Source organism: Pseudomonas sp. B424 (genome assembly GCF_055408345.1).
Genome location: NZ_JBUZTL010000018.1, coordinates 67,402 through 81,076, shown reverse-complemented (window position 1 = coordinate 81,076; position 13,675 = coordinate 67,402). Strand labels below are relative to the sequence as shown.

Sequence of the window (13,675 nt, the reverse complement as noted above, 5' to 3'; positions counted from 1 at the left end):
TTTCGTAAGAATCCGGCTAGTCCAGATAAAACTTGAGGCTGGAAGCCTGCTGTCCGCCTGCGGGAAACCCGCAAACGCACGACAGACGACCAGCCTCTAGCAACATCGCTATTAGCGACGCAGACCCAGGCGAGCGATCAGCGTTTTGTAACGCTCAACGTTCTTGCCTTTGAGGTAGTCCAGCAGCTTGCGACGCTGGTTTACCATACGGATCAGACCACGACGGGAGTGGTGGTCCTTTTTGTTTTCTTTGAAGTGACCTTGCAGCGTGTTGATGTTAAAGGTCAGCAGTGCAACCTGCACTTCTGGAGAACCTGTATCACCTGGAGCTTGCTGGTAGTCAGCTACGATTTCTGCTTTGTGTTCGACTGTCAGTGCCATGTGGCATTTCCTTTCATTAGGGGTCTGCTTGTGAACAAGACAGATCCAATAGGCCGAGGACAAATCCTCGTATTCATAAGTGAGATGTGACCGTGCCTAATAACAGCCACCCTCATTTCCAGTCTGCTACGAGAGTATTACATCCCGTAGCAACCTGATTTCGGTCATTCCGACCGAATCAGTCGACGCGGCGCAATGCGCCCGTCTTCGCTCACTTCACCGATACCGATAAAGCGACCGTTGTGATCCTGTACCCGCACCATACCGAACTTCGGTGCATCCGGAGCGCGAACCGGTTGGCCGTTAAGCCAATAGAACGCACTGTGCTCCGAGAAGTGCAGCAATGGCCAGTCCAGCAAGCCGCTGTCCGATGGCATCAGGAAACGGTCTACCGCTTCGTTGCCGCCTTCGGCATGCACTGCTTCCAACTCTTCCAGCGTGACCGTTTGGGTCAGGTCGAAAGGTCCGGCGTGCGTACGACGTAACTCTGCAACGTATGCCCCGCACCCGAGTTGCTCACCGATATCTTCCACGAGGGTACGGATATAAGTGCCTTTGGTGCAGTCGACGGCCAAGCGCGCAGTGTCGCCTTCGCTGGCCAGTAATTCGAGGCGGGTAATAGTAACAGAACGTGGTTCACGCTCCACCACTTCGCCTGCACGGGCCAGCTTGTAAAGCGGCTGTCCGTCGCGCTTGAGCGCAGAGTACATCGGCGGTATCTGACTGATTTGCCCACGAAAACGAGGTAAAACAGCTTCGATATCGGCGCGACCAACGGTCACCGGACGCGTCAGCAAAACATCGCCTTCCGCATCTGCAGTGGTGGTGGTCTTGCCCAATTGCATCAGGGTTTCATAACCCTTGTCGGAATCGAGCAAGTATTGCGAAAACTTGGTGGCTTCGCCGAAGCACAGCGGCAATACACCGCTGGCCAATGGATCGAGGCTACCGGTGTGCCCTGCCTTCTCGGCATTGAGCAGCCAGCGGACTTTCTGCAGGGCCGCGTTGGAGGTGAACCCAAGCGGCTTGTCGAGCAGGATGATACCGCTGACGTTACGACGGATACGCTTGACCTGAGCCACCGGTTACTCCTTGGTGTCTTCAGGAGCAGTGGTTTCAGGGTGCTGATTGTCTTCAGCCACTGCACGCTCGATCAAAGCGGACAGATGAGCGCCACGCACAACACTTTCGTCGTAATGAAAGTGCAGCTGTGGAACGCTGCGCAGTTTCATTTCACGCGCCAGTTGCATACGCAGGAAACCCGCCGCCGAGTTCAGTACCTTGATGGTCTGAGCGATATCTTCTGCGTTGTCCTGGCCCATCACGGTGATGAAAATCTTGGCGTGACCGACGTCACGGCTGACATCAACAGCAGTAATGGTGACCAGACCCACACGCGGGTCTTTGACTTCACGACGGATCAGCTGTGCCAGCTCGCGCTGCATCTGATCGCCAATACGTTGGGTACGGCTATATTCTTTTGCCATGTCTTGTTACCTGTTACTCACCCATGGGAAACCCATGCGGTCTGAAAGCGGCAAACGCCCGGCCAGACAGAAGCCGGACCGGGCGTTGCGTTTAGAGTCCAGGCCGAGCACTGCGCATTTGCATGCGCGGGCTCGTCCTCGCTCTTGAGGCTCGCGAGTTAGAGGCTGCGAGCAACCTGGACCTTCTCGAACACTTCGATCTTGTCACCGACTTTAACGTCGTTGTAGCTCTTGACGCCGATACCGCATTCCATGCCGGCACGCACTTCGGACATGTCATCTTTAAAGCGACGCAGGGATTCCAGCTCGCCTTCGTAGATAACGATGTCTTCACGCAGTACGCGGATTGGACGGTTACGGTGAACAACACCTTCAAGCACCATGCAACCTGCAACCGCGCCGAACTTAGGCGAACGGAACACGTCACGGACTTCAGCGATACCCAGGATGTTCTCCCGAACGTCGCTGCCAAGCATGCCGGTAAGGGCTTTCTTGACGTCTTCGATGATGTCGTAGATGACGTTGTAGTAACGCATGTCCAGGCCTTCCTGCTCGACAATCTTGCGAGCGCCAGCATCGGCACGCACGTTGAAGCCAAACAGTACAGCGTTGGAGGCCAGTGCCAGGTTAGCGTCGCTCTCGGTGATACCACCGACACCGCCGCCCACTACGCGCACTTGCACTTCGTCGTTACCCAGGCCGCCAAGGGCGCCCTGCAGAGCTTCCAACGAACCACGGACGTCAGATTTGAGGACGATATTAAGCGTCTTCTTCTCTTCCTGGCCCATGTTCTCGAAGATGTTTTCCAGCTTGCCTGCGTGAGCACGCGCCAGTTTCACTTCGCGGAACTTGCCTTGACGGAACAGGGCAACTTCACGCGCCTTCTTCTCGTCGGTCATTACGCTCATCTCGTCGCCAGCATCTGGCGTACCGTCCAGGCCGAGAATCTCGACAGGGATGGATGGACCGGCTTCCTTGATGGACTTGCCGTTCTCATCGAGCATGGCGCGGATGCGGCCGTAGTTGGAGCCGACCAGTACCATATCGCCTTGGCGCAGGGTACCGTCTTGAACCAGAACGGTAGCAACCGGGCCACGGCCTTTGTCCAGACGGGACTCAACCACTACGCCACGGCCAGGAGCCGATGGAGTTGCCTTGAGTTCCAGAACTTCGGCTTGCAGCAATACGGCTTCGAGCAATTCGTCAACGCCGGTACCCATTTTCGCCGAGACCGAAACAAACGGAGTGTCACCACCCCATTCTTCCGACGTCACGCCGTGAACGGACAACTCGCTGCGGATGCGATCGAGATCGGCACCTGGCTTGTCGATTTTGTTCACTGCTACAACCAGAGGCACGCCAGCTGCTTTCGCATGCTGAACAGCTTCGATGGTCTGCGGCATTACGCCGTCGTCAGCAGCCACAACCAGAATCACGATGTCAGTCGCCTTGGCACCACGTGCACGCATTGCGGTAAACGCAGCGTGACCCGGGGTATCGAGGAAAGTGACCATGCCGCGTTCGGTTTCAACGTGGTACGCGCCGATGTGCTGAGTAATACCACCGGCTTCGCCAGCAGCTACCTTGGCACGACGGATGTAATCGAGCAGGGACGTTTTACCATGGTCAACGTGGCCCATTACGGTCACAACCGGAGCACGGGAGAACGACTCGCCTTCGAACTTCAGGGACTCGGCCAGGGAATCTTCCAGGGCGTTGTCGCTGACCAGAGTCACTTTGTGGCCCAGTTCTTCAGCAACCAGTTGAGCAGTTTCCTGATCAAGTACCTGGTTGATGGTCGCTGGAGTACCCAGCTTGAACATGAACTTGATGACTTCAGCAGCCTTGACCGACATCTGTGCAGCCAAATCGCCGACAGTGATGGTCTCGCCAATCTGTACGTCACGAACTACAGGGCCGGTTGGGCTCTGGAAACCGTGAGCGTTACGCTTCTTCAGCTTGCCCTTGCCACGACCGCCGCGACGGAAGCTGTCGCTTTCTTCGTCGGAAGTGCGTGGAGCAACACGTGGAGTCGGTGCTTTTTCTTTAACCGAGGCACGATGCGGAGCGTTTTTGCGATCGCCGTCACCACTACCGCGACGATTGTTATCGTCGGCGCGTGGCTTGTCCGGGCGACGCTGTTCGTCACGCTTGCGTGCATCAGCGGCTGGAGCAGGTGCTGCTGCCGGTGCGGTTTGCACAGGTGCAGGTGCCGCAACAGCCGGAGCTGGCGCAGTCGTAGATGCAGGCTGACGGCGCGCTTCTTCTTCGGTGCGACGCTTGGACTCTTCTTCAGCCTTTTGACGTGCGGCATTGTCTACTGCACGACGTTCATCCATCTCACGTTTGCGCTCGGCTTCAATTTCTTCCGGGCTACGCTGTACGAAGACTTTCTTCTTGCGTACTTCAACGCTAATGCTTTTGCTGCCAGCAACACGCAGGGTACTGGTGGTTTTACGCTGCAAAGTGATCTTGCGCGGTTCTTCCACTTTAGCCTTGTGGCTGCTTTTCAGGTGAGTCAGCAGAGCTTGCTTCTCACTGTCGGTCACATTCTGCTCGGCGGCGTTGTGCGGCAGACCTGCCTCACGCATCTGCTGCAACAGGCGCTCAACCGGTGTTTTGACCTCATCGGCCAGTTGTTTCACCGTGACTTGCGTCATGCATTTCTCTCCTCAGGCCGCGCCTAATTACTCGAACCAATGGGCTCGGGCGGCCATGATCAACTTGCCGGCACGATCATCGTCAATGCCGTCGATGTCGAGCAGGTCGTCAATAGACTGCTCGGCCAGGTCTTCGCGGGTAATTACGCCGCGCACCGCCAGTTCCATCGCCAAATCCTTGTCCATACCCTCAAGCGAGAGCAGGTCTTCGGCCGGATGGGCGTCTGCCAGCTTTTCCTCAGTAGCGATGGCTTTAGTCAACAGTCGATCCTTGGCCCGAGCGCGAAGCTCGTTGACGGTATCTTCGTCAAAGCCATCGATGTTGAGCATTTCCTCCACCGGTACGTAGGCAATCTCTTCCAGGCTAGTAAAGCCTTCATCTACCAGTACCTGCGCCAGGTCTTCATCAACTTCCAGCTCTTCGATGAAGTTGCGCAGGATATCGCCGGTTTCTGCTTGCTGCTTAGCCTGGATGTCCGATTCGGTCATCACGTTCAGGGTCCAGCCGGTCAACTGGCTGGCCAAACGCACGTTCTGACCGCCGCGACCAATCGCCTGGGCCAGATTGTCTGCGCCAACTGCGATGTCCATTGCATGGGCATCTTCGTCGACGATAATTGCCGCCACTTCTGCGGGCGACATTGCGTTGATCACGAACTGCGCCGGGTTGTCATCCCAAAGGACGATATCCACTCGCTCTCCGCCCAATTCGCCGGACACTGCCTGGACACGCGAACCGCGCATACCAATGCAGGCACCTTGCGGATCAATGCGTTTGTCTTTCGAGCGAACGGCTATTTTAGCGCGTGATCCAGGATCTCGGGAGGCCGCCATCACTTCGATCAGGCCTTCGGAGATTTCTGGCACTTCAATGCGGAACAACTCGATCAGCATCTCTGGCGCGGTACGCGACAGGATCAGCTGAGGGCCGCGATTTTCGGTGCGAATTTCTTTCAGCAGAGCGCGAAGGCGTACGCCAACACGGAAAGTTTCACGCGAAATGATGTCTTCTCGGGCCAGCAACGCTTCAGCGTTATTGCCCAGATCAACGATCACATTGTCACGTGTCACCTTTTTAACGGTGCCAGAAATAATTTCGCCCAGACGCTCGCGATAGGCATCGACTACTTGAGCACGCTCGGCTTCGCGGACTTTCTGCACGATGACCTGTTTGGCCGTTTGTGCAGCGATCCGACCGAATTCGATAGAATCGATTTTCTCTTCGATAATATCGCCGGCTACCGCGCCTGGCTGTTTCGCCTGGGCCTGGTCAACCGCCAACTCGTATGCTGGATCATCCAGATCTTCGTCTTCGACCACAGTCCAGCGACGGAAAGTCTCATAGTTACCGGTGTGGCGATTGATTTCCACACGCAGTTCGACTTCGTCTTCAAAACGCTTTTTAGTCGCGGTGGCCAGAGCCAGCTCCAGCGCTTCAAAAATAACGTTTGCCGGTACGCCCTTTTCATTGGACACCGACTCAACAACCAGCAGTACTTCTTTGCTCATCGTACGCCTCGCCTTTCGCAAGCCATTGGATCCGCGGGATCCGCGTCTCAGTCAAAACTGGGAATAATGTTGGCCTTGTCGATCATATCGATCGGCAACAGGAATTCATGGTCTTCAACCTGCACCACAATGTCCTGTTCCTCTACGCCGCGCAGAAGGCCCTGAAAGTTGCGTCGCCCTTCGAAAGGCGAGCGCAGCTTGATCCTCACTTGCTCACCGGCAAATTTCGCAAACTGTTCAATGGTGAACAGTGGGCGTTCCATGCCAGGAGAAGAAACTTCAAGCGTGTACTCAACAGCGATAGGATCTTCGACATCCAGAACGCCGCTGATCTGACGACTGACTATTGCGCAGTCATCCACCAGTACGCCGCCTTCCTTGTCGATATAGACACGCAACATTGAATGGCGGCCTTGAGCCGAAAATTCAATACCCCAGCATTCATAGCCAAGGGCCACGATCACCGGGGCCAACAAGTCCTGCAACTGTTCTAGCTTGCTCGACACCTGAACCCCCTAGTGCATGTTTGTGCATGCTGTGCAAAATGAAAAAATGGGCGAAACGCCCATCTCTGAAACGTCGTTGAATACCGACGCTATAAAGTGTCCAGTTAACAAAAAGCCCCTAAGAAGGGGCTCCGCTAAAACTGGTTGCGGGAGCCGGATTTGAACCGACGACCTTCGGGTTATGAGCCCGACGAGCTACCAGACTGCTCCATCCCGCGACAAAGCTGGAGCGGAAGTATACGGTTGATCCTTTTCAGGGTCAATCCAACCTTCCACATACAAGAAAGCCCGCTACTGCGGGCATTCTTGATAATTGGTACCGAGAAGGGGACTCGAACCCCTACACCCTATGGGCACAACCACCTCAAGGTTGCGTGTCTACCAATTCCACCACCTCGGCAATACTACGTTACATCATGAAACCCGTTTTACTTTTGCTCTTGAGCTGGAGGTACGTCAGTCGCAGGGGTTGCCGACTTTTGCTCTTGAAGCACCGGAACATCATCTGAAGCCGGCTTTTGCACTGGAACTTCCAACACTGCTGGATTTGGCAAACCTACTTGAGTCAGCTGTTCAGCTTTCTCTTTAGCAAAGTAACCTAACCCCAAGCTGGTTATGAAAAAACCTGCGGCAAGTATAGCAGTAAACTTACTAAGAAAGGTAGAGGAACCTTGGCTTCCGAACACAGTATTTGATGCACCTGCGCCAAAAGATGCTCCAGCATCCGCTCCCTTGCCCTGTTGCAGCAAAACCAGGGCAATTACACCCAATGCTGTCAGCAGATGAAACACAGTTACGACGTTATCCAGCATTTTCAGTTTCCTGCGGCACGAATGATCGCACCGAACTCATCTGCATTCAGGGAAGCCCCGCCAATGAGTCCCCCATCGATATCCGGCATGCTGAACAGTTCGACCGCATTGGCCGCCTTCACGCTGCCGCCGTATAGAAGCCGCACACCTTGTGCTACTTCAGAATTCTTTTGCGCCAGCTGTGCGCGAATGGCCGCATGCACATCTTGCGCTTGCTGCGGTGATGCGGTCAGCCCGGTGCCAATGGCCCAGACCGGCTCGTATGCAATCACAGCATTTACAAAAGCATCAATGCCAAACTCGTCAATCACGGCATTCAGCTGACGCTCTACCACTTCAAGCGTTTGTCCCGCTTCGCGCTGCTCCAGGGTCTCCCCTATGCACAGCACCGGCATCAAGCCAGAGGCTTGAGCCGCTGCAAACTTGCGATTGAGCGTTTCATCCTGCTCACCCAGAATCAGGCGACGCTCGGAGTGACCCACAAGCACCAGCTTGCAACCTGCGTCTGCCAACTGGCTCGATGAAATCTCGCCAGTCAGAGCGCCCTGCCCCGACTCCACTGCAGCATCCTGAGCTCCGACCGAAATCGGCGCGCCTTGCAAGCCATTGATCACACGATCAATAAACAGCTGAGGCGGGAATACGGCAACATCAACATCGTTTGGCAAGACCAGACCACGCAGACCGTCGATCAGCTCAGCGACGCTGGCGCGGGTACCGTGCATCTTCCAGTTACCAGCTACCATAGTGCGACGCATGCTTTACCTCGTCGGTCAAAGTGGGCGCAGATGTTACCCAACCACATCCGCGCTGGCAAGCCGAATTCAGGCACAAACTTCACTTACGAGTTTTGCCAGCTCTTCGGCGTAGCCGCGAACCATGTTTTCGTCATCGCCTTCGACCATTACACGCACCAAAGGCTCTGTTCCCGACTTGCGCAACAATACGCGACCACGACCATTCATGGCCTTCGTCACACGTGCGCAAGCTTCTTTAACAGCCGGATGCTCGACGGGATTGACCCCACCCGCAAAACGCACGTTCAGCAGAATTTGCGGGCACTTGCGCAGCGCTTGGCGAGACTGGGCCAGGCTTTCATCGCGACGGCGCAAAGACAGCAGCACTTGAAGCGCAGCAATGATCGCATCGCCGGTCGTGGTGTGCTGGAAGCAGACGATGTGCCCGGAGTTCTCACCCCCAACCTGCCAATCGCGCTCTTGCAGGCCGGCGATAACGTAACGGTCACCCACATTGGCACGCACAAACGGAATGCCCAGGTCAGCCAGCGCCAGCTCAAGCCCGAGATTGCTCATCAACGTACCGACAACACCACCCTGCAACTTGCCGCGCTCGTGCAGATCACGCGCAATGATGAACAGCAGATCATCACCATCAACAATTGCGCCAGTATGATCGACCATCAAGACCCTATCGCCATCACCGTCAAAGGCAATCCCAAGATCAGCACCTTCGGCCAGCACAGCAGCCTGCAACTGACCCATATGGGTCGAGCCGCAATTTTCGTTGATATTCAGCCCGTCAGGCTGAGCCGACAACACAGTGACCTGCGCGCCCAGCTCTTTGAAAACACTTGGTGCAACCTTGTAGGTAGCACCATGGGCGCAGTCGAGAACAATCTTGAGACCGCTGAAGTTGGTGCTGCTAGGCACACTGCTTTTGCAGAACTCAATGTAGCGGCCCGGAGCGTCGTTGATGCGCGATACCTTGCCTAGCTTGTCGGATTCGGCAACCGTCATGGGAGCGTCCAACAACTCCTCGATCATCAACTCGACGTCATCAGGCAGTTTGGTGCCATCGCCCGAGAAGAACTTGATGCCGTTATCGTCATAAGGATTGTGCGAAGCGCTGATCACAATGCCGGCTTCGGCATGGAAGGTACGCGTCAGATAGGCGATCGCCGGTGTAGGCATCGGCCCCAGCAGCAGCACATCAGCACCGGCAGCCGACAAACCTGCTTCCAGAGCAGATTCAAACATGTAGCCCGAAATACGGGTGTCCTTGCCGACCAGGATCCGGCAAGCGCCCTTGCTGCGAAACGCCATACCGGCAGCCCAGCCCAGCTTGAGCATAAAATCAGGGGTGATCGGATAAACGCCGACCCGACCACGAATCCCGTCGGTGCCAAAATACTTCTTTGTCATAACTGCTCCATCATTTTTAGTCGGCGGACTCTACCGCTGCGATCATCCGTACCACATCAACCGTTTCGGCAACATCATGGACGCGCAATATTCGCGCCCCCTTGGTCATCGCCAAAGCTGCAAGCGCAAGACTGCCATACAGTCGTTCCGCAACCGGCCGGCTCAAAGTCTGCCCGACCATGCTTTTACGTGACACGCCCACCAGCAGAGGTCGACCCAGCGCATGCAGGGCCTCCATATGCTTGAACAGGCTCAAGTTGTGCTGCAATGTTTTTGCAAAGCCAAAGCCCGGGTCCAGCACGATGCGCTCAGGCCCGAGACCGGCAGCCGCACACCGAGCCATGCCATCAACGAGAAATGCCGACACCTCACCTACCAGGTCGTCGTAGCGCGGATTGTCCTGCATATCACCCGGCTCACCGAGCATATGCATCAAACATACCGGCAAACCTGTGGTCGCAGCCGCCTGCAAAGCCCCTTCACGGCGCAGCGAGCGCACATCATTGATCAGCCCTGCTCCCAGACGCGCAACCTCGGTCATGACCATTGGCGCGGATGTATCGACCGAAATAATCACGTCCAGTTCCCGAGCCATTCGCTCGACAACAGGCGCAACCCGGTCGAGCTCTTCCTGCGGTAAAACCACAGGAGCTCCGGGGCGCGTTGATTCACCGCCAACATCAATCAGGGTTGCACCGGCCAGGACCATCGCCTCTGCATGGCGCAGAGCCGCATCCAACGCAGCGAAACGGCCGCCATCGGAAAAGGAATCGGGGGTGACATTGAGTATGCCCATAACATGCGTATGGGCCAAATCAAGAACCCGGTTGCCGCAAGGCAACCGGGTTGAGGACTGAACAGAAGTCATTTCAAGCCTTATTGATCAGCAGCAGGGCCGCCGATTGGTGTTTCCGGGCGCTCGGTTTTATCCAGCGTCGGAGCAGTCGGGGTACCCGAACTACCGTCTTCCCAGTCACGCGGCTCGCGCGGCGGGCGACCCGCCATGATGTCGTCGATCTGATCGGCATCGATTGTTTCGTACTTCATCAGCGCATCAGCCATGGCATCAAGCTTGTCACGATGCTCGGTCAGGATCTGCTTGGCCGTGTTGTAGCACTGATCAATGATGCTGCGCACTTCGGAATCGATCAGCTTGGCTGTATCACCCGAAACGCTCGCAGACTGACCACCACCGCGACCCAGATAAGACTCTTCATCTTCGGCATACATCAATGGGCCCAGCTTTTCGGACAAGCCCCACTTGGTCACCATGTTCCGGGCAATCTGGCTCGCACGCATGATGTCGTTGGACGCGCCGGTTGTAACACCGTCAAAGCCCAGAGTCATCTCTTCGGCGATACGGCCGCCATAGAGCGAACAGATCTGGCTGATCAGCGCACGCTTGGACAGGCTGTAACGATCCTCTTCCGGCAGGAACATGGTAACGCCCAAGGCGCGACCGCGAGGGATGATCGAGACTTTGTAAACCGGGTCATGCTCCGGCACAACGCGACCAACAATGGCGTGACCTGCTTCGTGATAAGCCGTGTTGCGCTTTTCCTTGTCCGACATGACCATCGATTTGCGCTCGGCGCCCATCATGATCTTGTCTTTGGCCAGCTCGAACTCTTTCATTTCAACAACACGCTTGCCGGTGCGCGCTGCGAACAGGGAAGCTTCGTTTACCAGGTTGGCCAGGTCAGCACCGGAGAAGCCCGGAGTACCACGCGCAATCACGCCCGGCTGGACATCATCGCCCATCGGCACTTTACGCATATGAACCTTGAGGATCTGCTCGCGACCACGAATGTCCGGCAAGCCAACCACTACCTGACGGTCAAAACGGCCTGGACGCAACAGCGCAGGGTCTAGTACGTCAGGACGGTTGGTGGCGGCAATCACAATGATGCCGTCATTCATCTCAAAGCCGTCCATCTCAACCAGCAACTGGTTAAGGGTTTGCTCGCGCTCATCATGGCCACCGCCCATACCGTTACCACGGTGACGGCCGACAGCATCGATTTCATCGATGAAGATGATGCAAGGTGCGTGCTTCTTGGCCTGCTCAAACATGTCGCGGACACGGCTCGCACCGACGCCCACAAACATTTCAACGAAGTCAGAACCGGAAATGGTGAAAAACGGTACTTTGGCCTCGCCCGCAATCGCCTTGGCGATCAGGGTTTTACCTGTACCAGGCGGGCCAACCATCAGCACACCACGAGGAATACGGCCACCCAGACGCTGGAACTTGCCCGGATCACGAAGGAACTCAACCAGTTCGCCCACTTCTTCCTTGGCTTCGTCGCAGCCTGCCACGTCAGCCAGAGTCGTCTTGACCTGATCTTCCGACAACAGTCGCGCCTTGCTCTTGCCAAAGCTCATCGGACCGCCTTTACCGCCGGCACCGCCCTGCATTTGGCGCATGAAGAACATGAAGACTGCGATGATCACCAGAATCGGGAAGCTCGCAACCAACAGCTGAGTCCAGATGCTTTGTTGCTCAGGCAGTTTGCCTTCAACGGTCACATGGTTATCTACCAGGTCACCGATCAAACCGTTGTCCTGAATGGCCGGACGGATGGTTTTGAAGGTATCGCCATCGCTGCGCTTGCCGGTAATCACGTAGCCATCCACGGCAACGCGTTCGACCTTGCCATCCTTAACTTGCTGGATGAAGTCGGAATAGTTGAGGGTTTGTGGCTCGTTTGGACTGGAGAAGTTGTTCATCACTGTCACCAGGACAGCGGCGATGATCAACCACAGGATCAGATTCTTTGCCATATCGTTCAATTAGCTACCCTCTGAAGCAAGCCCCGCTACTGAAGCGTGCTTCGCATGATATTCACCGGCATAACTTACTACATTGCCTACAACCCTTGCAGGCTCCGTCTGTAACCCTTTGTGAAACTTTGACTACACAATATTCGTTATGCCAGATCTGTAAAGCGATTCAAAAAAAACTATCGCCCTTGTCAGAGACGCTCATCACTGGCAGAACCATCGATACCGCGGAAGCCGCGCCCCAGCAAATACTGCTCGCGGGACCTGTCTCGTGACGACGACGGCTTGCGCATCTGTACCTTGTCAAACAGCTTGCGAATGTCTTTGTGGTACTGATCGAAGCCTTCCCCCTGGAAAACCTTGATCAGAAAATCACCACCAGGACGTAGGACGCGCCCAGCAAGATCCAATGCCAATTCGCACAGGAACATCGCCCGAGGCATGTCTACAGCTGCCAATCCACTCATATTGGGGGCCATATCAGAAATCACAAGGTCTACTTGCGTATTTCCGACCGCCTCGAGGATCTGTGCAAGCACCGCATCCTCGGTGAAGTCGCCCTTGATGAAGGTCACATCAGGAATACTGTCCATGTCCAGGATGTCGGATGCGATCAATCGTCCCTGACCACCGATCAGACGGCTGGTCACCTGCGACCAGCCACCCGGTGCAGCCCCGAGGTCAATAACTGTCATGCCGGGACGAATCAGGCGATCACGCTCTTGAATCTCCAGCAATTTGTAGCTGGCACGCGAGCGATACCCGTCTTTTTGCGCCATTTTGACGTATGGATCGTTGAAATGCTCTTTCAGCCAGTTAAGGCTAGTCTTGGAACGGGCCACGGGCCACCTCAAAAATTTTAAACGGGTCGTGATTAACCGGGCGGTCTGTGACTCGCTCGGGTAAACTGGCCGCCGCTTTTTACAAGATCAGACACAGGGGTCAGATTATGCCGCTCACTCAAGAGCAGAAGAAACAGTACAAGTCCATTGGCCACCATCTGAAACCAGTTTTGACTGTGGCTGACAATGGTTTGACTGAAGGTGTTTTAGCCGAACTCGAACGCGCATTGGGCGATCACGAGTTGATTAAAATCAAGGTCAACATCCTGGATCGCGAATCCCGCTTGGAGGCCGTCGCACAAATGTGCAAGGCCGGCAAAGCGGAATTGGTACAGGTTATCGGTAAAATGGCGCTTCTGTACCGCAAGAACGTCAATGTAAACAAGCAACTGTCGAACATCCATCGTTTCAAGTGATGTCGACAAGGGTCAAGGGCGCGCCTGGCGCGCCCTGAAACTCTTCACGGGGCAAACCCGAGAGCTATGCAAGAACTGCCCGCGCAACGCATCAGGCAGCCAGAGACGCCCAACGC

13 protein-coding genes and 2 tRNA genes are annotated in these 13,675 nt (G+C 55.6%); 1 reads left to right on the top strand and 14 read right to left on the bottom strand.

Annotated features, from left to right (window positions below; translation table 11 throughout):
- Positions 1 to 111: 111 nt before the first annotated feature.
- The 14 genes from rpsO to rlmE all read right to left on the bottom strand — a co-directional run bounded on the left by rpsO (position 112) and on the right by rlmE (position 13,143).
- Positions 112 to 381 carry a 30S ribosomal protein S15 gene (rpsO, locus tag ACZRMS_RS19015; RefSeq protein WP_048362138.1) on the bottom strand — a complete coding sequence of 90 codons (270 nt, stop codon included), beginning with the start codon at positions 379 to 381 and terminating at the stop codon, positions 112 to 114.
- A gap of 164 nt (positions 382 to 545) precedes the next feature.
- Positions 546 to 1,463: a tRNA pseudouridine(55) synthase TruB gene (gene truB / locus ACZRMS_RS19010; protein WP_463996558.1), complete on the bottom strand. Its 918-nt coding sequence runs from the start codon at positions 1,461 to 1,463 to the stop codon at positions 546 to 548.
- Between the two features lie 3 nt (positions 1,464 to 1,466).
- Entirely contained in the window at positions 1,467 to 1,868 is a 402-nt protein-coding gene (gene rbfA / locus ACZRMS_RS19005) for a 30S ribosome-binding factor RbfA (protein WP_048362136.1), read from the bottom strand.
- 158 nt (positions 1,869 to 2,026) lie between these two features.
- The gene (gene infB / locus ACZRMS_RS19000) at positions 2,027 to 4,528 is read right to left on the bottom strand and encodes a translation initiation factor IF-2 (protein WP_463996557.1); all 2,502 of its coding nucleotides are present in this window, start codon (positions 4,526 to 4,528) and stop codon (positions 2,027 to 2,029) included.
- Positions 4,529 to 4,555: 27 nt separating this feature from the next.
- Positions 4,556 to 6,037, bottom strand: a complete 1,482-nt coding sequence (nusA, locus tag ACZRMS_RS18995) for a transcription termination factor NusA (RefSeq protein ID WP_019825920.1) — start codon at positions 6,035 to 6,037, stop codon at positions 4,556 to 4,558.
- A 47-nt stretch (positions 6,038 to 6,084) separates the two neighbouring features.
- Positions 6,085 to 6,543, bottom strand: a complete 459-nt coding sequence (rimP, locus tag ACZRMS_RS18990; protein WP_019825918.1) for a ribosome maturation factor RimP — start codon at positions 6,541 to 6,543, stop codon at positions 6,085 to 6,087.
- A gap of 141 nt (positions 6,544 to 6,684) precedes the next feature.
- Positions 6,685 to 6,761: transfer RNA gene (locus ACZRMS_RS18985), tRNA-Met, on the bottom strand.
- Positions 6,762 to 6,857: 96 nt separating this feature from the next.
- Positions 6,858 to 6,943: transfer RNA gene (locus ACZRMS_RS18980), tRNA-Leu, on the bottom strand.
- A gap of 28 nt (positions 6,944 to 6,971) precedes the next feature.
- A complete protein-coding gene (secG, locus tag ACZRMS_RS18975; RefSeq protein WP_003439612.1) occupies positions 6,972 to 7,355 on the bottom strand; it encodes a preprotein translocase subunit SecG in 384 nt (127 codons plus the stop codon).
- A 2-nt stretch (positions 7,356 to 7,357) separates the two neighbouring features.
- On the bottom strand, positions 7,358 to 8,113 hold the full coding sequence (gene tpiA, locus ACZRMS_RS18970) for a triose-phosphate isomerase (RefSeq protein WP_463996556.1): 756 nt from the start codon (positions 8,111 to 8,113) through the stop codon (positions 7,358 to 7,360).
- Between the two features lie 66 nt (positions 8,114 to 8,179).
- On the bottom strand, positions 8,180 to 9,517 hold the full coding sequence (gene glmM / locus ACZRMS_RS18965) for a phosphoglucosamine mutase (protein WP_463996555.1): 1,338 nt from the start codon (positions 9,515 to 9,517) through the stop codon (positions 8,180 to 8,182).
- A gap of 16 nt (positions 9,518 to 9,533) precedes the next feature.
- Complete coding sequence (folP, locus tag ACZRMS_RS18960; RefSeq protein ID WP_463996554.1) at positions 9,534 to 10,385, bottom strand: dihydropteroate synthase; 852 nt, start codon at positions 10,383 to 10,385, stop codon at positions 9,534 to 9,536.
- 8 nt (positions 10,386 to 10,393) lie between these two features.
- On the bottom strand, positions 10,394 to 12,301 hold the full coding sequence (gene ftsH / locus ACZRMS_RS18955; protein WP_048362131.1) for an ATP-dependent zinc metalloprotease FtsH: 1,908 nt from the start codon (positions 12,299 to 12,301) through the stop codon (positions 10,394 to 10,396).
- 191 nt (positions 12,302 to 12,492) lie between these two features.
- Positions 12,493 to 13,143, bottom strand: a complete 651-nt coding sequence (gene rlmE, locus ACZRMS_RS18950) for a 23S rRNA (uridine(2552)-2'-O)-methyltransferase RlmE (RefSeq protein ID WP_019825907.1) — start codon at positions 13,141 to 13,143, stop codon at positions 12,493 to 12,495.
- Positions 13,144 to 13,250: 107 nt separating this feature from the next.
- On the opposite strand from rlmE, the gene yhbY reads away from it, so the two are divergent.
- Positions 13,251 to 13,559, top strand: coding sequence for a ribosome assembly RNA-binding protein YhbY (yhbY, locus tag ACZRMS_RS18945; RefSeq protein WP_019825905.1), 309 nt, complete (start codon positions 13,251 to 13,253; stop codon positions 13,557 to 13,559).
- The last annotated feature ends 116 nt before the right edge of the window (positions 13,560 to 13,675 follow it).